The organism is Coralloluteibacterium thermophilum, assembly GCF_042654365.1.
Taxonomy (GTDB): Bacteria; Pseudomonadota; Gammaproteobacteria; order Xanthomonadales; family Xanthomonadaceae; genus Coralloluteibacterium; species Coralloluteibacterium thermophilum.
The window spans coordinates 1-17,138 of record NZ_JBHSGG010000014.1 but is presented as its reverse complement, the minus strand read 5'-3'; the positions used below and the strand labels follow the sequence as shown (position 1 = coordinate 17,138).

At 71.6% G+C, this 17,138-nt stretch carries 13 protein-coding genes; 7 read left to right on the top strand and 6 right to left on the bottom strand.

The window, feature by feature from the left end:
• Positions 1 to 3 precede the first annotated feature (3 nt).
• Both rpsA and cmk read right to left on the bottom strand, forming a co-directional pair.
• Complete coding sequence (rpsA, locus tag ACFO3Q_RS04860) at positions 4 to 1,692, bottom strand: 30S ribosomal protein S1 (protein ID WP_377003511.1); 1,689 nt, start codon at positions 1,690 to 1,692, stop codon at positions 4 to 6.
• Between the two features lie 154 nt (positions 1,693 to 1,846).
• Positions 1,847 to 2,527, bottom strand: coding sequence for a (d)CMP kinase (cmk, locus tag ACFO3Q_RS04855; RefSeq protein ID WP_377003510.1), 681 nt, complete (start codon positions 2,525 to 2,527; stop codon positions 1,847 to 1,849).
• A gap of 129 nt (positions 2,528 to 2,656) precedes the next feature.
• On the opposite strand from cmk, the gene ykgO reads away from it, so the two are divergent.
• The 5 genes from ykgO to ACFO3Q_RS04830 all read left to right on the top strand — a co-directional run bounded on the left by ykgO (position 2,657) and on the right by ACFO3Q_RS04830 (position 6,522).
• A complete protein-coding gene (ykgO, locus tag ACFO3Q_RS04850) occupies positions 2,657 to 2,782 on the top strand; it encodes a type B 50S ribosomal protein L36 (RefSeq protein ID WP_029213509.1) in 126 nt (41 codons plus the stop codon).
• A gap of 151 nt (positions 2,783 to 2,933) precedes the next feature.
• Complete coding sequence (locus ACFO3Q_RS04845; RefSeq protein ID WP_377003509.1) at positions 2,934 to 3,254, top strand: hypothetical protein; 321 nt, start codon at positions 2,934 to 2,936, stop codon at positions 3,252 to 3,254.
• Between the two features lie 7 nt (positions 3,255 to 3,261).
• Positions 3,262 to 4,287, top strand: a complete 1,026-nt coding sequence (locus ACFO3Q_RS04840) for an agmatine deiminase family protein (protein ID WP_377003508.1) — start codon at positions 3,262 to 3,264, stop codon at positions 4,285 to 4,287.
• A 59-nt stretch (positions 4,288 to 4,346) separates the two neighbouring features.
• Complete coding sequence (locus tag ACFO3Q_RS04835; RefSeq protein ID WP_377003507.1) at positions 4,347 to 5,234, top strand: carbon-nitrogen hydrolase; 888 nt, start codon at positions 4,347 to 4,349, stop codon at positions 5,232 to 5,234.
• Between the two features lie 46 nt (positions 5,235 to 5,280).
• A complete protein-coding gene (locus ACFO3Q_RS04830) occupies positions 5,281 to 6,522 on the top strand; it encodes a TraB/GumN family protein (RefSeq protein ID WP_377003506.1) in 1,242 nt (413 codons plus the stop codon).
• 144 nt (positions 6,523 to 6,666) lie between these two features.
• Here the strand turns inward: ACFO3Q_RS04830 and ACFO3Q_RS04825 are convergent, their stop codons facing one another.
• Genes ACFO3Q_RS04825 through ACFO3Q_RS04815 form a run of 3 tightly spaced genes read right to left on the bottom strand, consistent with a single transcriptional unit; the run spans position 6,667 to position 14,368 of the window.
• Entirely contained in the window at positions 6,667 to 9,789 is a 3,123-nt protein-coding gene (locus ACFO3Q_RS04825) for an efflux RND transporter permease subunit (protein WP_377003505.1), read from the bottom strand.
• The gene (locus tag ACFO3Q_RS04820) at positions 9,786 to 13,229 is read right to left on the bottom strand and encodes an efflux RND transporter permease subunit (RefSeq protein WP_377003504.1); all 3,444 of its coding nucleotides are present in this window, start codon (positions 13,227 to 13,229) and stop codon (positions 9,786 to 9,788) included. Before ACFO3Q_RS04820 ends, ACFO3Q_RS04825 begins: the two co-directional genes overlap by 4 nt.
• Entirely contained in the window at positions 13,226 to 14,368 is a 1,143-nt protein-coding gene (locus ACFO3Q_RS04815; protein ID WP_377003503.1) for an efflux RND transporter periplasmic adaptor subunit, read from the bottom strand. The genes ACFO3Q_RS04820 and ACFO3Q_RS04815 overlap by 4 nt, the downstream gene beginning before the upstream one ends.
• 465 nt (positions 14,369 to 14,833) lie before the next feature.
• On the opposite strand from ACFO3Q_RS04815, the gene ACFO3Q_RS04810 reads away from it, so the two are divergent.
• Both ACFO3Q_RS04810 and ACFO3Q_RS04805 read left to right on the top strand, forming a co-directional pair.
• The gene (locus tag ACFO3Q_RS04810; RefSeq protein WP_377003502.1) at positions 14,834 to 15,268 is read left to right on the top strand and encodes a c-type cytochrome; all 435 of its coding nucleotides are present in this window, start codon (positions 14,834 to 14,836) and stop codon (positions 15,266 to 15,268) included.
• A complete protein-coding gene (locus ACFO3Q_RS04805) occupies positions 15,265 to 15,606 on the top strand; it encodes a c-type cytochrome (RefSeq protein ID WP_377003501.1) in 342 nt (113 codons plus the stop codon). The genes ACFO3Q_RS04810 and ACFO3Q_RS04805 overlap by 4 nt, the downstream gene beginning before the upstream one ends.
• Before the next feature lie 64 nt (positions 15,607 to 15,670).
• Here ACFO3Q_RS04805 and ACFO3Q_RS04800 read toward each other — a convergent pair.
• A partial coding sequence (locus tag ACFO3Q_RS04800; protein ID WP_377003500.1) for a hypothetical protein occupies positions 15,671 to 17,138 on the bottom strand: 1,468 nt, incomplete at its 5' end.

Below are 17,138 nucleotides of genomic sequence, written 5' to 3'. Positions count from 1 at the left end.
GCCTTACTCGGACTTGTTGCCGAGCTGCTCGCGGAGCAGCGCGCCGAGCTTGGTGGTGCCGGTGGCGGCAGCGGCGCTGGATGCCGAGTACTCGGCCAGCGCTTCCTGCACGTCGGCCTCGTCCTTGGCGCGGATCGAGAGCTGCAGCGAGCGGCCCTTGCGATCCATGCCGATGAACTTGGCCTCGACGGTGTCGCCCACCTTCAGGTACTGGGTGGCGTCGTCCACGCGCTCCTTGGCGATGTCGTTCGCGCGCAGGTAGCCCTCGATGCCGTCGCCGAGCTGGATGGTCGCACCGCGTGCGTCCACTTCCTTGACGGTACCGGTGACGATGCTGTTCTTCGGATTCGCCGCCATGAACTGGCCGAACGGATCCTGCTCCAGCTGCTTCACGCCCAGCGAGATGCGCTCGCGCTCCGGATCGACCGCAAGCACCACTGCCTCGAGCTCGTCGCCCTTCTTGAACTGGCGGACGATGTCCTCGCCGGTGGCGTTCCAGGAGATGTCGGACAGGTGCACCAGACCGTCGATGCCGCCTTCCAGGCCGATGAAGATGCCGAAGTCGGTGATCGACTTGATCTGGCCGGAGACCTTGTCGCCCTTCTTGTGCATCGCCGAGAAGGCTTCCCACGGGTTCGACTGGCACTGTTTGATGCCGAGCGAGATGCGGCGACGCTCCTCGTCCACGTCGAGCACCATGACCTCGACCTCGTCGCCGACCTGCACGACCTTGGACGGGTTGACGTTCTTGTTGGTCCAGTCCATCTCGGACACGTGCACCAGGCCCTCGACGCCCGGCTCGATCTCGACGAACGCGCCGTAGTCGGTGACGTTGGAGACCTTGCCGTGCATGCGGGCGCCGGTCGGGTAGCGACGCGAGATGTTGTCCCACGGATCCTCGCCCAGCTGCTTCAGGCCGAGGCTGACGCGGTTGCGCTCGCGGTCGAACTTGAGCACGCGGACGTCGAGCTCGTCGCCGACGTTGACCACCTCGGACGGATGGCGCACGCGCTTCCAGGCCATGTCGGTGATGTGCAGCAGGCCGTCGATGCCGCCCAGATCGACGAACGCACCGTAGTCGGTGAGGTTCTTGACCACGCCCTTGATGATCGCGCCTTCCTGCAGGCGCTCGAGCAGCGCCTCGCGCTCCTCGGAGTGCTCGCTCTCGACCACCGCGCGGCGGGAGACGACCACGTTGTTGCGCTTGCGGTCGAGCTTGATGAGCTTGAACTCGAGTTCCTTGCCCTCGAGGTAGCTGGGATCGCGCACGGGGCGCACGTCGACCAGCGAGCCGGGCAGGAACGCGCGCACGTCCTTGATGTCGACGGTGAAGCCGCCCTTGACCTTGCCGCTGATGCGGCCGGTGATGGTGGCGTTCTCCTCGAGCGCCTGCTCGAGCTCGTCCCACACCATGGCGCGCTTGGCCTTCTCGCGCGACAGCACGGTCTCGCCGAAGCCGTTCTCGAGCGCGTCGAGCGCGACCTTGACCTGGTCGCCGACCTTGATCTCGACCTCGCCCTGCTCGTTCCGGAACTGTTCGATCGGGACGATGCCCTCGGACTTCAGGCCGGCGTGCACCACCACCACGTCGTCGCGGACCTCGACGACGGTGCCGGTGACGATGGAGCCGGGCTTGAGCTTGGCCAGACTGGCCTGGCTCTGTTCGAACAGTTCGGCAAATGATTCGGTCATGTTGAATGTCTCGGTTGAACACACGGAGCGGACGCCGCTCGGCGCACGCTCCACCTGTTGTGCGGCGAGGGATCGCCGCTGGTGGGTTGACCGGACGACGGTCCGGGGGCGTCTGCTGCGTGCGATGCAGGCATCGGGCGCCGGCGACGGCCGATCAGGCCGTCGGGACGACCAGGTCGAGCACGCGCTGGACCACGACGTCGACCGGCGTACCGGTGGTGTCGACCAGCACCGCGTCCTCGGCGGGCCGGAGCGGCGCCACCGCACGCTGGGCGTCGCGGGCGTCGCGGGCGAGAATCTCGCGCAGCAGACCGGCGAGAGTAACCGAAACCCCCTTCTCCTTCAACTGCTTATATCGCCGCTCGGCACGTTCCTCGGCGCTGGCGGTCAGGAACACCTTGTAGCGGGCCTCGGGGAAGATGACGGTGCCCATGTCGCGACCGTCGGCGACCAGGCCCGGGAGCTGCCGGAACGCCCGCTGGCGGTCGCGCAGCGCGGCCCGCACCTCGGGAATGGCGGCGATCGCGGAGGCCGCGGCGCCGGTGATCTCGGTCCGCAGCTCGGGGGTGGCGTCCGTCCCGTTCACCAGGACGCGGGGCTCCTCGCTGCCCTCGCCCACGAACTCGACCCGGGTGTCGAAGGTGCAGCGCACCAGCGCCGCATGGTCGGAGAAGTCGATGTCGGCCCAGCCGGCGGCGAGCCCCACCGCGCGATAGAGCGCGCCCGAATCGAGGTAGTGCCAGCCCAGCCGCGCGGCGACCGCGCGGCTGATGGTGCCCTTGCCGGAACCGGAGGGGCCGTCGATGGTCAGGACGGGAACGGCGGGATCGCTCATGGGCGCCTTCTTGCAAGGGAGGAGGCGCTAGTCTACCGCCCGCTCCGCGCGCGCCCGGGCATGCCGTTGATCGCAGGCCGAATCTCCCGCTATACTCGCGGGCTTGCCAACACCCGCCGAGAGTGCGCCATGAAAGTCCTGTCCTCCCTGAAGTCGGCCAAGAGCCGGCATCGCGACTGCAAGGTCGTGCGCCGTCGCGGCAAGGTCTTCGTGATCTGCAAGTCGAACCCGCGTTTCAAGGCGCGCCAGCGCTGAAGCCTCCGGCGGCCACGCGCCGCCGTGAGCACGACGAGGCCGCGGAAGCGGCCTTTTTCGTATCCGCGACGCGGCTCGATGGCGGCGGCATGCCGCTTCTGCTAGAACGTGCCGCACCGCAACCACCCCGCGCCCCTCCGGAGAATCGCCGATGCTTCGCGCCGTCCTGCTTGGTCTCATGGTGTCCGCCGCCGTCGTCCTGCCCGCGCAGGCCGACACCCTGCTGATCGATCGCGTGGCGGCCAAGCCGCTCGACATGCCGAGCCGCGGCACCACGGCCGCCCAGGTCGAGGCCCGCTACGGCGCCCCGGCGAGCAGGCTGGAGCCGCGCGGCGGACAGAAGGCGCAGTGGCCCACCATCAACCGCTGGGTCTATCCCGAGTTCACCGTCTACTTCGAGCGCGACCGGGTGATCGACGTGGTGGCCAACCAGGCCATGGCCAACGAGATCGGCCCCAAGCCCGCCTACTAAGGTCTTCATGACGACGTTCCGTTTTCCCGCGGAGTGGGAGCCCCAGTCCGCGGTGGTGGTGGCGTGGCCGCACCAGGACACCGACTGGGCCGAGCGCCTGGAGGCGGTCGAGGGCAGCTACGAGAAGCTGGTGGCCGCCATCGCCGCTCGCCAGCAGGTGATCGTCTGCGTCGCCGACGCGGAGGTCCGTGCGCGCGCGGCGCGGCGGCTGGCTGCCGCGGGCGTCGCCGAGGCGCGCCTGCGCTTCGTCGAGATCCCCTACGACGACACCTGGCTGCGCGACTCGGGGCCGATCACCCTCGCCGGCGAGGGGCGCTTCCGCCTGCTCGACTTCCGCTTCACCGGCTGGGGCGGGAAGTTCGACGCCACCCGCGACGACCAGCTCGTACAGGGTCTGCACGCGCAGGGGCTGTTCGGCGGCGCGGAGCTGGAAACCATCGATTTCGCGCTCGAGGGCGGCGCCATCGAGACCGACGGCCAAGGCACCCTGCTCTCCACCTGGCGCTGCCTGCACGAACGCCACCCGGAGGCGGACCGCGACGCGGTCGCCGCCATCCTCCGCCGCGCGCTGCGGGTGGACCGCGTGCTGTGGCTGGACCACGGCTACCTCGAGGGCGACGACACCGACGCCCACATCGACACCCTCGCCCGCTTCGCCGCGCCCGACGCCATCGTCTTCCAGGCCTGCGACGACCCGGCCGACAGCCACCATGCGGAGCTCGCTGCCATGGCCGCGGAGATCGCCGCCCTGCGCACGCGCGACGGCCGGCCCTACCGGCTGTTCCCGCTGCCGTGGGCGCGCCCGATCCGGGACGGCGAGCGCCGCCTGGCCGCCTCCTACGCCAACTTCCTGATCGTCAACGGCGCGGTCCTGATGCCCGCCTACGACGATCCGGCCGACGCCGCCGCGCAGGCCGTGCTTGAAAATGCCTTCCCGGACCACGAGATCGTCCCGGTCCCCTGCCGCCCGCTGATCTGGCAGAACGGCAGCCTGCACTGCGTCACGATGCAGTTGCCGCACGGGCTGGTCTGAACCGTCCCGATCACCGCCGACCGCCGCGCCTGCGGCGGTCGTGCCCCAGGAGCTTCCCGATGTCCCACCGCACCCTGCCCGTCGCGCTCGTCCAGGAGCGCAACCACGGCGATGCCGAGGCCAACCTCGCGGTCATCGCCGAGCGCATCGCCGAGGCCGCCCGCGGCGGCGCACGGCTGGTCCTGCTGCAGGAGCTGCACAACGGCGCCTACTTCTGCCAGCACGAGAACGTCTGCGAGTTCGACCTGGCCGAGCCCATCCCGGGCCCCAGCACCGAGCGCCTGGGCGCGCTCGCGAAGCAGCACGGGGTGGTCATCGTGGCGTCGCTGTTCGAGCGCCGCGCGGCCGGGCTCTACCACAACACCGCGGTGGTGCTGGAAAGCGACGGCAGCCTCGCCGGCAAGTACCGGAAGATGCACATCCCGGACGACCCCGGCTTCTACGAGAAGTTCTACTTCACGCCCGGCGACCTGGGCTTCGAGCCGATCGACACCTCGGTCGGCCGCCTCGGCGTGCTGGTGTGCTGGGACCAGTGGTACCCGGAGGGCGCGCGCCTGATGGCGCTGGCCGGCGCCGAGCTGCTGCTGTATCCCACGGCGATCGGCTGGGATCCGGACGATGCCGACGACGAGAAGGCGCGCCAGCGCGAGGCATGGATCCTGAGCCATCGCGGCCACGCGGTGGCCAACGGCCTGCCGGTGCTCTCGTGCAACCGCATCGGTCACGAACCCTCCCCCCTCGGCGCCTCCGGCATCGACTTCTGGGGCTCGAGCCACGTCCTCGGCCCGCAGGGCGAGGTGCTCGCCGAGGCGTCCACCGACCGCCCGCAGATCCTGCGCGCCGAGGTGGACCTGGGCCGCAGCGAGCAGGTGCGCCGCATCTGGCCGTTCCTGCGCGACCGCCGCATCGACGCCTACGGCGACCTCCTGCGCCGCTATCGCGACTGATCGTCGCCCACGGCGCGCAGTCCGCGCGCCCCCGCATCGAGACCGCATGAGCCCCGACGACCGTTCCGCCTCTCCCTCCGGCCCCGCCCGGAACGACGCTCCGCTCGAGGGACAGCCGCATGCCATTGTCGAACGCGACGGCGTGCGCTACACACTCCTCGGCACCGCCCACGTCTCGCGCAGCAGCGTGGAGACCGTCGAGGCGCTGCTGGACGGGGCGCACTACGACATGGTCGCGGTCGAACTCGACGAGCAGCGCCACCGCGCACTCGACGACCCCGACGCCATGGCCAAGCTGGACCTGGTGCAGGTGATCCGCAGCGGCAGGATGCCGGTGTTCGCCGCCAACCTGGGACTGGCTGCCTACCAGCGCAGGCTTTCCGAGCAGCTCGGGGTCGAACCGGGCGCCGAACTCAAGGCCGCGGCGCGGCGCGCGCAGGAGCACGGCGTGACGCTGGCGCTGATCGACCGCGACGTCGGCATCACCTTCCGCCGCACGATGGCGCAGCTGGGCTTCTGGGGCCGCGCCAAGCTGAGCGCCAGCCTCTTCCTCAGCCTGTTCGGCGACGAGGAGGTCAGCGAGGCCGACATCGAGGCGCTCAAGACCGGCGACATGCTCGAGAGCAGCTTCGGCGAGTTCGCGCGCGAGAACCCGGCGCTGTACCGCAGCCTGATCGCCGAGCGCGACACCTACATGGCCGCCGCGCTGCGCGAGGATGCGCAGCGCCACGGGGCGCGCAACGTGCTCGCGGTCCTGGGGGCCGGCCACCTCAAGGGCGTGGGCGAGCACCTGCGCACGCAGACCGGGGCCCCCGAGGCCGTTCGCGAGGAGCTCCGCGCCATCCCGGAGGGCAGCCGCATCCCCTGGTTCACCCTCGCGCTGGTGATCCTGGTCGTGGGCGGCTTCGCCTGGGGCTTCCTCCAGGGCGGTGTCGATCTCGGCGGGACCCTGCTGCTGCACTGGATCCTGGCGACCGGACTGCTCGGTGCCGCCGGCTGCGCCATCGCCGGCGGCCATCCGCTGAGCATCCTCGCCGCCTTCGTCGCCTCGCCGCTCACGCCGCTGCACCCCGCGCTCGCCTCTGGCACGGTCAGCGCCCTGGTCGAGACCTGGGTGCGCAAGCCGACCTACGCAGACTTCATGGCGCTGCGCGACGACGTCGCCACGCTCCGCGGCTGGTGGCGCAACCGTGTGTCGCGCATTCTGCTGAACTTCTTCCTGACCAGCCTCGGCACCGCGATCGGCGTGTGGACCGGCGGCCTGTCGATGCTGCGCCAATTGTTCTGAGGCGCGGGTGCGGCGCGCCCTTCGGCGCCCCTTCCGCGCGTGTTCCGGGGTGCACACGGGCCCGCCGCCCCCTGCCCAGCGCCTCTCGCGCCGGTGTCCGAGCGGCGGGAAGCGACGCGCACGCGCTCCCCGCCCTTTCCGCCCTCAGCCCGCGTGCGGCGCCAGCGGCGCGCGCGCACGCGCCCGGCCGAGGATGCGCCGGGTGCCCGTGCTCAGGTCGTCGAGGATGGCGTAGATCGTCGGCAGGAACAGCAGGCTCACCACGGTGGAGAACGCGAGGCCGCCGGCGATGGCTCGCGCCATCGGGTAGTACGGCGGGCCTCCGCCACCGAGCTGGGTGGTCGCCACGCACAGCGGCAGCATGCCGAGGATGGCCGTGCCCATGGTCATCAGGATCGGCCGCAGGCGCTCGCGGCTGCCCTCCACCAGGGCGTCGGTGCGGCTCATCCCCGAGCGGCGCAACGCGTTGATGTGCTCCACCATCACGATGCCGTTGTTCACCACCACGCCCATCAGCACCAGGATGCCGATGAAGGCCATGACCGAGAACACGGTGCCGGTGAGTGCGAACAGCCAGAAGACGCCGAGGATGGAGAACAGCACGCCGGACATGATCGCGGCCGGGAACAGCAGCGACTCGAACACCGCCGCCATGACCACGTAGATCATCACCATGGCGAGCAGCAGGTTGAACATCATCTGCGCACCGGCGTCGTCGTTCTGCTGGAAGGCGCCGTCGAAGGTCCAGCGGTAGCCGTCGGGCAGCGTGACCGTCCCCAGCACCGCCTCCATGGCCCTGCGCGCGTCCGGCACGGTGACGCCTTCCGCCAGGTTGACGTCGATGCCGAGCATGGTCTGGCGGTCGGTGCGCGAGATGCGGCTCGCCGAGGGCCGCACGTCCACCTCGACCAGGGACAGCAGCGGCACGCTGCGGCCGTCGTCCGCGCGCAGGGTCAGCCCGGACAGGTCCTCGACGCGGAACTGCTCGGCGCCCGCGAAGCGCACCCAGATCGGCACCTCTGTCTCGCCGCGGCGGAAGTCGCGGAGCTGGGTGCCGCGCAGCGCGATGCCGACGAAGTTCGACACTTCCTGCACGCCGAAGCCGTACTGCGCAGCGCGCTCGCGGTCGACCCGGACCATCAGCTCGCTGCTGCCGTCGCCGGCGTCGGCACGCACGTCGCGCAGTTCCGGCCGCGTCGCCAGCATGGGCACGATCGACTCGGCGATCTCCCGCAGCGCCTCGGGCGAATCGCCCACCAGGCTCACCCGCACCGCGTTCGGATCGCCGCCGCCGTCGCCGCCCTGCTGGAAGTTCAGCCGCATGCGCGCCGACTTCGGGGCGCCCTCGCGGATGTCCTCCATGATCGCCTTCACGTCGCGCCCCTTCTCCGCGAACCGGAGCATGGTCGCGGCGCCGCCCTGCTCGCTGTACCAGGAGTAGATCTGGGTGATCTCCAGGCGCTCGCGGTTGGCGTCCAGCCAGTCCTCCACGCGCCGGATCTCCTCCGACATCTGCGCGAGCGAGTAGGAGCCGCGCCAGTTGTAGCCGATCTGCGCCTCGCGGCCGCCCTCGTCGGCGAACATGTCGAACCGGGTCATCTTCGCCGGCACCAGGCTGACCAGCACGATCAGCACGATCCCGGCGACCGACAGCCCCCGGTGCTCCAGGGTGAAGCGCAGCAGGCGCGCGTACCCCGACTGCAGTCTCGCGACGGCGCCCTTGCGCGCGACGGCCGCCGGCGGCGTCTTCAGGCGCGCGGAGATCATCGGAATCAGACTGACGGCCACCAGCCAGGAGGCCAGCAGCGAGACCGAGATCGTCACCGCCAGCTGCACCATGAAGATGCTGATGTTGTTGGACGGGCCGAACAGGTTGGGCAGGAACACGATGCAGTGGCAGAGCGTGCCGGCCGACAGCGCGATGGCGACGTTGCGCGTGCCCACGAGCGATGCGCGCGCGGGGTCGCCGGGCACCTTCTCGCGCTCCTGGTAGATGCTCTCGACCACCACCACCGCGTTGTCGACCAGCATGCCGACGCCCAGCAGCAGGCCCATCATCGTCAGGATGTTGAGCGTCATCCCGAAGAAGTACATGAAGCCCAGGGTGATGACGAAGCAGATAGGGATCGCCAGCGTCACCATCAGCGTCGACGGCCAGTGGCGCAGGAAGTAGAACAGCACCACGACCGACAGCAGGATGCCGATCGCGCCGAACTCGCCCAGCTCCTTGAGCGAACTGGTAACGTTGTCGCCCTGGTTCTCGATCAGGTTGAAGCGGATGCCCTCGAAGGCGGGCTCCTCGGCGATGGCGTCGAGTTCGCGCAGGGTCGCGCGCGACACCTCGACCAGGTTGGCGGTGCGTTCGCGGTAGACGTCGATGCCCACCGCCGGCCGGCCGTCCAGGCGGCGCCCGTAGTCCACCCGCTGCGCCTTGAAGCGCACCTCGGCCACGTCGCCCAGGCGCAGCCCGTTGTCGGCGACGACCAGGCCGCGCAGCTCGTCCAGATCGCGCAGCTCCCCCACCGGCTGCACGCGCAGGCGGCGCCCGTGGTCGTCGTCGATCATGCCGGCCGACACCGAGAAGTTGGTGGCGCGCAGGCGCTCGGCGAGGCTGTTCAGGGCGATGCCGTGGGCGGCGAGGCGGTCCGGGTCGAGCGCGACCTCGATCTCGTTCGGCGGCGCCCCCGAGATCTCCACCCGCGCCACCCCGGGCAGGCGCTCGATGCGGCGCTTCATCTCCCGGTCGAGCAGGTCGTAGGCGGTGGTCAGGTCGCGGTTGCTGGCCAGGCGCACGCGCAGCACCGGCTGGTCGGTGCTCGAGAAGTTGCGCACGTAATAGCGCTGCAGGTCGTCCGGCAGTTCGTCCCGGATCGCGTCCAGCTTCTCGCGCGCCTGCGCCGCGGCAATCTGCACGTCGCGGTCCCAGTCGCTGAGTTCCACCACCACGGTGCCGCCATCGGCCCGCGCGAACGAGCGCAGACGCTTGATGCCGGGAAGCGTCGCCAGCGCCTCCTCCACCGGTCGCACGAGGTTGGTCTCGACCTCCTGCGGGTTCGAGCCGGGATACGGCAGCTCCACCACGACGAAGGGCGGGCTGATCTCCGGCCACTGTTCGAGCGGCAGGCGCAGGGCGGCGAGCAGGCCGATGACCACCAGCGTCACGAAGAACATGATCGCGGTGACCGGGCGCTTCAGGCTCAGCGCGGCGACGGACCAGCCGCCGCGCTCGGGGCGCCCGTCCTGCGGGGGCGGGGCGGGCGCGTTCATGCGCGTACGCCTTCGCCGACCACGCCCTCGTCGTCGTAGGACGCGATGGGCGCCGCACGCCGCACGTAGTACTCGTCCGGCCGGCGGTCGAGCAGGTTGTAGACCACCGGGATGACCACGAGGGTCAGCAGGGTCGACACCGCGAGGCCGCCGATGATGGTGATCGCCATCGGCGCGCGCACCTCGGCGCCCTCGCCGCTCGCCAGCGCCAGCGGCATGAAGCCGAACAGCGCGGTCAACGTGGTCATCGCGATCGGGCGCAGGCGCGAGGTCGCGCCTTCGAGGATGGCCTCGAGCTTGGGCACGCCCGCCTCGCGCAGCTGGTTCACCTTGTCGATCAGGATGATCGCGTTCTTGACCACGATGCCGACGAGCAGGATCAGGCCGATGAACACCACCACCGAGAGCGAGGAGCGCGTCATCGCCAGCGCCAGCACCGCGCCGACCATGGCCAGCGGCACGGTGAACAGGATCACGAAGGGATGCAGCAACGACTCGAACTGGGAGGCCATCACCAGGTAGACCAGGAAGATCGCCAGCCCGAAGGCGAACAACAGCGAACGCACCGAGTCCTGCAGTTCCTCGCCCTGCCCGCCCACGTGCAGGCTCACGCCGGCGCCGAGCGGGTCGGCGGCGACCATGCGCCGCACTTCCTCGACCGCGGTGCCGAGGTCGCCGTAGCGCAGGTTCGCCGACACCACCGCGACGCGCACCTGGTTGGCGCGGTGGATCTCGCTGGGCCCGGTGGTGGCCTCCACCTCGGCCACGGCGTCCAGCGTGACCGGACGCGCGCTCTGCGGGTTGACGATGAGGCGGCGGATGTCGGCGACGGAGGCGCGATCGCCCTCCTGCGCGCGCACCAGCACGTCGATCTTGCGGTCGCGGAAGCTGTAGCGGGTCGCCACCTCGCCGCGCACGTTGCGCACGACGATGTCGGCGATCTGCCGGGTGGTCAGGCCCAGCGCCGCCGCGCGCTCCTGGTCGAAGCGGATCTGGATCTCGGGAAAGCCCTCCTGCACGCTCGACTCGACGTCGGCGAAGCGGTCCGACCCGGCGAGCATGGCCGCGAGCTTGCGGCCCGCCGGCTCCAGCCGGTCGAGGTCGTTGCCGCGCAGCTCGATCTCCAGCGGCTTGGAGAAGCTGAAGAGTTCCGGGCGCCCGAACTTGACCTCGGCGCGCGGGTAGTCGGCCATGGTCTCCCGCAGCCGCTCGATCTGCGCCGCTTCGGTGTCGCTGCCCTCGCCCTGCGCCAGCACCACGGTGAGCTTGCCGATGTTCTCGCCGGATTCGGTGGGGTTCGCGTCGAGCCGCGTACCGCTGCCGGCCACGCCGTAGAGCGCGTGGATGCCCGGGTCGCCCGAATGCCGCGCCTGCACCTCGCGCATCAGCGCGTCGGTCTCGGACAGGCGGGTTCCCGAGGGCAGCTTCACGGTCATCTCGAAGCGGTCCTGGGCGAGCTGCGGGATCAGGTCCAGACCCAGGGTGGGCACCAGCGCCATGGCGCCGAGGAAGGCGGCCCCGGCGACGCCGAGCACGAGCCCGGGGCGCTGCATCGCCCGCGGCAGCAGGCGCCCATAGCCTGCGGCCGCACGGTCGTAGGGCTTCATCGCCCAGGTGCCGGCGATGCCGAGCGCCCCGCCCAGCACGCGCCCCACCGCGCGGAAGACCGTGGTGACGACGTAGCCGACGACGAAGGTGGCCGTCCTGACGAACCACCCGATGCCACGGCGCACCAGGGCGAGCGGCAGCAGCCAGCGCGCGCGCGGCTGCCAGGGCGCACGCGGCGCCTCCTCCGGGAAGGCCAGCGGCGCCCGGCCCTTGAGCGAGCTCAGCATGGGCACCAGGGTCAGCGAGACCACCAGCGAGACCATGATCGCGATGGACACGGTCAGCGCCTGGTCCTTGAACAGCTGGCCGGCGACGCCCTCGACGAACACCAGCGGCAGGAACACGGCGACGATGGTGAGCGTGGAGGCGACGACCGCCATGCTCACCTCCTTCGCGCCCTCGACCGCCGCGGCGAGGATCGACAGCCCGCGCTCGCGCGCCTTGGCGATGGACTCCAGCACCACGATGGAGTCGTCGACCACCAGTCCGGTCGCCAGGGCCAGGCCGCCGAGCGACATGACGTTGAGGCTCAGCCCGAACTGCTGCATGAAGAAGAAGGTCGCGACGATGGAGACCGGCAGCGACAGCGAGATGACGAACGTGCTCCAGCTGTCGCGCAGGAAGAAGAAGATGATCAGGATCGCCAGCAGGCCGCCGATCAGGGCGTCGAAGCGCACGTCGGCCAGCGCCTTGCGGATGAAGATCGACTGGTCCTCGACCACCGTCAGGGTCGCGTCCTCGGGAAGCTCGGCGCGCACGCGGGCCAGGGCCGCCGAGACCGCGTCGGCCACCGTCACGGTGTTGGCGTCGCCTTCCTTGTAGATCGCCAGCTCGACCGCCTCCTGCCCGCCGAGCCGGATGATGGCCTCCCGCTCCTTGTAGCCCTGCGCGACCGTGGCGATCTCGCGCAGCCGCACCGGCAGGCCGCCGGCCGCGGTGCCTGCGCCCTGGCTGGACGCGGCCGACTGCGCGCTGGCCGCCGCGGCGAGCGCGTCGGGCGAACCGGTGAGCGCGGCCACGCGCGCGGCGGCGGCCGCCGCCTCCTGCTGCGCGCTGTTGCCGCCGCCCTGGGCGCGGGTGGTGACCAGCATGTCGCCGATCTGCTCGATGCTGGCGAACTGGTTGACCGTGCGCACCAGGTAGCGCTGCGAACCCTCCTCCAGCCGGCCGCCGGAGGCGTTGATGTTCTCCTGCCGGAGACGGTCGATGACGGTGGCGATCGGGATGTCGAGCTGGGCCAGGCGCTGCTGGTCGATCAGCACCTGCACTTCGTCCTCGAGGCCGCCGGACACCTTGATCGCAGCGACGCCGCCGACCGGCTCCAGGCGCTTCTTGAGTTCCTCGTCCGCATAGCGGCGCAGCCGCGTCAGCGTGGCGATGCGGGTGGCGGGGTCGTCCGCGGCGGCGGAGAGCACCAGCCGCATGATCGGCTCGTTCGAGGGGTTGAAGCGCAGCAGCACCGGCGCCTTCGCCTCGAGCGGCAGGTTGAGCGTCTCGAGCTTGTCGCGCACCTCCAGGCCCGCGCGGTCCATGTCCGTGCCCCAGGCGAACTCGAGCACGACGTCGCTCTGGCCGGTGCGCGAGACCGAACGCAGCTTGCGCAGGTTCTTGACCACGCCGACCGCCTCCTCCACCGGCTCGGTCAGCAGGGTCTCGATCTCGGAGGGCGCGGCGCCGGTGTATTCGGTGCGCACGGTGAGCGTGGGATAGCTCAGGTCCGGCAGCAGGTTGACCTTGAGGTCGCGCAGCGCGATCAGGCCGAACAGCACCAGGGTGACGGTCGCCATCGCCACCGTCACGCGGCGGCGGGTGGAGGTCTCGATCAGGCTCATTGCCGGGGCGCTCCGGCCGCTGCAGCGGCGGCCGCGGCCGGCTCCGCCCCGGCGACCTGGGCGGGGCCGCCATCGCCGATCACCTCGACGGAGGCGCCGTCGCGCAGGGCGAGACGGCCGGCGGTGACCACCCGCTCACCGTCGGCCAGACCGCCGCGGATCTCCACCAGGTCGCTGCTGGTGTAGCCGACCTCCACGGCGGTGCGCACCGCCTTGCCGTCGCGGACCGCATAGACGGCGGGCGTTCCCTCGTCCTCGAGCAGGGCCGCGCGCGGCACCGTCAGCGCGTCCTCGCGCTGGTCGTAGGTGACCGCGATGCGGCCGAACATGCCGGGCCGGAGCTCGCCGCCGCCGTCGAAGGCGGCGACCACGCGGAAGGTGCCACTGCCGGCATCGACGACCGGACTCACCCGCGCCACGCGCCCCTCGAACACCCGGCCCGGCATCGCGTCCGCGCGCAGGCTGACGGCCTGCCCGGGCTTCATGATCGCCATCTCGCGCTCCGGCACGTTGAGCACCGCCTCCAGTGCCGAGTCGTCGACGATGCGGAACAGCGCGCTGTTCAACTGGATCAGGTTGCCGGTCTTGACCATGCGCTGCGCGATCACGCCGTCGATGGGCGCGGTGATCGTGGTGTAGGACAGCTCCAGGCGCGCCATCTCGTAGGCCGCGCGGGCGGCCGCGAGGTCGTAGCGGAGCTGCTCGTTCGCGTCGGCGCTGACCAGGCCGCGCTCGGCCAGCTGCTGGGAGCGCGCGTAGTTGCTCTCGAGCTTGCGCAGGGTGGCCTCGGTCCGCGCCACGTCGAGCCGCGGGCGGTCGGGGTCGATGCGCGCGAGCACCTGTCCGGCGCGTACGCGGTCGCCCTCCTCCGCCATCAGCTCGAGCAGCACGCCGGAGGTCTTCGCCACCACCTGCGCCTCGCCCGGCGCCTCCAGCGCGGCGGTCGTGATGTAGCTGGCCGCGATGGGACGCCGCGCGACCAGTGCCGCCTCGACCGGCACGGCCGCGGCGGCCTTGGCCGGGGCTGCCGCATCGCCGGGCGCGTTCTCCCCGCCCTTGCCGCCACAGGCGGCGAGCGCCATCCCGCAGCAGGCAGCGAGCATGAACGGGCGGAAGCGGGATGGGTGGGTGGCGTTCATGGGGGCTCGTGATCGTTTTGGTGTTGTAGGCATGTAAAACAGTAATGACCTGCGAGCACGCCGATATGTGCCGAAGGTCAGGACCCGGCACGGGGAGGCTGGAAGCGGGGCCGGGAGTATCCCACCGCGGCATTGCGGAAAGGCGCCTGCGCGGCGGGCGGCGCACGCACTGGACCGCGCGCGTGGCAGAGCGGCGCGCGCCCGGATGAGGCGCCATGCGGCGTTCCGGCTTCCGGGGCTTTCGAGCAAAGGCCATCGAAGCGGCTCCCCGGCAGCGCCGGGCCGCGATGTGGGGCGCCTGCCGGAATCGCCGCGCGGTCGCGGCACGCACCCGTCCGGCCGGCACCCGCGCACGGCACGGCCGCGCGATCCGGGCCTCCCGCCGCCCGATGCTGGCGGAAACCCGTTGCACGCCGGCTATACTTGCCGCTTTGTTTTGCACCGCCACGTCCCGGACCACCGTCGATGAAGCCAACCTTGCAACTCGCCGCCGGCCTGACCTTGTGTCTGCTGGCCCTCTCCGCCCCGCGCGCCCAGGAAGACGACGCGACGACCGCCGAGGCCCAGGCCGCCGTCGAGACTGCGGAGTCGATCGTCGAGCAGTCTCCGGGCAATCCGCAGCAGCCGCCCGCCGTGGTGGGCGACGTGGAGCGCGGAAACGTCCTCGCCTTCACCTGCAGCGGCTGCCACGGCGTCGCGGGCTACCGCAACGCCTACCCGCACTACCACGTGCCGCTGATCGGCGGGCAGAACGAGGCCTACCTCGCCGCCGCCCTGATCGAGTACCGCGACGGCAACCGTCGCCACCCGACCATGCGCGCCCAGGCCGAGAGCTTCTCGGACCAGGACATCGCCGATCTCGCCGCCTACCTCTCCACCCTGGGCGGAGGTGCCCGATGAACGTCCGCATCCACGCTTCCCTGACCGCCCTGCTGCTGGCGGCCGCCTCCCCGGCGTTCGGCCAGGGCTTCCCGGCCGACATCCCCGAGAAGGCCAAGGCCTGCGCCCAGTGCCACGGCGCGACCGGCAACGAGACGCTGGACGCGAGCTATCCCAAGCTGGCCGGGCAGTACCAGGACTACCTGGAGAAGGCGCTGCACGATTACCGTTCCGGCGCGCGCCAGAACCCGCAGATGCAGCCCTTCGCGCAGAACCTGAGCGACAGCGACATCCGCGAGATCTCCGCCTACTACGCATCGCAGCAGGGCAGCCTGGTCGACCTCAGCCGCATGCGCTGACCGCGACACGCACGACCGGCTTCGACGAAGGCCCCGCTCCGGCGGGGCCTTCGCCGTTTCGGGGTCAGGACGTACAGCCGCGGGCGATCGCCGCCGCACGCGCCGACTCCAGCTCCGAGGCGCTGCGCGCGCCGAGCACCGCCTGGCGCAGCGCGCGGCACACCGAAGGATCGGCGGGCGGCACGACCCCGGGCGGCGGCGCGTCGGGCAGACGCAGGCTGGGCACCGGCACGTCCGGCGGCGGACGCGGATTGCGCGGCTGCCCCGTCGAGGCGAGACCGCAGCCGCCGCCGAACTGCAGGACCGACACCACGCACACCAGGCGGTAGCCCGTCCCGGGGATCGGGATCGAGACCTGCCTGATGCCCTGTGCGACCCACTCCTCCAGCAGGTTGCGGTGCGGCACCCAGTAATCGTCGAAGCGCGTCGGCTCGTAGTCGATCGGCGGCGGGCGGCGGAAGGTGCCGACCTTGTCCAGATTCGGGATGTGGAAGTCGGTGACGCCCGCCTCGGCCGCGGCCGCGTCGTCGATGCGCTCGGCCAGCGTCCCGTCCACGTTGAGCGCGCCGTCCTTGGTGTACAGGCGCGGCAGGCTGCTCTCGCTGAGGGACACGCCCGGGCGCGGCTGCGCCGCCGCGTCCCAGTCGTCGGCCGCGGGCGCGGGATCGCGTGCGGGCGCCTCCGCCTCGGCCGGCACTGCGGCGGGCGCGTCCGCGGCGATCTGTGCGGGCGCCTCGGACGCCTCGGACGCCACAGCGGCCGGGCTGGGTGCCGCCTCCGGATCGGGCGCATCGACGACGGCCGTCGCCGGTTCGTCGGGCGCGGGCGCCTCCGCGGGTGCGGCCGGAGCCGGCTCCGCGGGCTCCTCCTGCGCGATCTCCAGCGTCGGCGGCGCCAGCTCAGTGCGCACCGGCACGTCCTCGACCGCGATGTCGAGCGGAACGGGCCGTGGCGGCGCTTCGCGCTCGACCGTCAGCTCCAGTGGCGGGACGGGCTCGGACACAACGTCCGGCTGCTCGACCTCGGGCACGTCGGCCGCGACCTCCGGCTCCGCGGCCGTGGGCTCGGGAGCGTCCGCCGTCGCCTCCGGCTCGGCGGGCACGGGCTCGGGCTCCGGCGCGGGCTCCGCCGGCGTCTCGACGACCGCCTGCTCGAGCGCGGCCAGGGCCTCGGCCGTTTCCGGCTCGACCGCCGGCGCGGGCTCGGGCAGCGCGACCTCCAGGGGCGGCGGATAGGCGACCGGCCCGAGATCGAGCGGCAAGGGCTCGGGGCGGACGGTCTCCAGCTCGGGTTCGAGCGTGATGCGTTCCGGCTGGGCGATGGGCTCGGGCTCCTGCAGGGCCGGCGCCTGGGTCGGCGGCTCCTCGGCCTGCGGCGGAACCGGCTCGACCTCCGCGCGTTCCGCGGCGGGCGCCGCTTCCGCCGGTTCCGGCGGGGCTTCGTCGGCGACGACCGGTGGCGCGGGGGCCGGCTGTCGTGCCGGCGGCGGCGGCGGCGGCGGCGGCGGCGGCTGGGGCGCGGGCTCGGGTGCC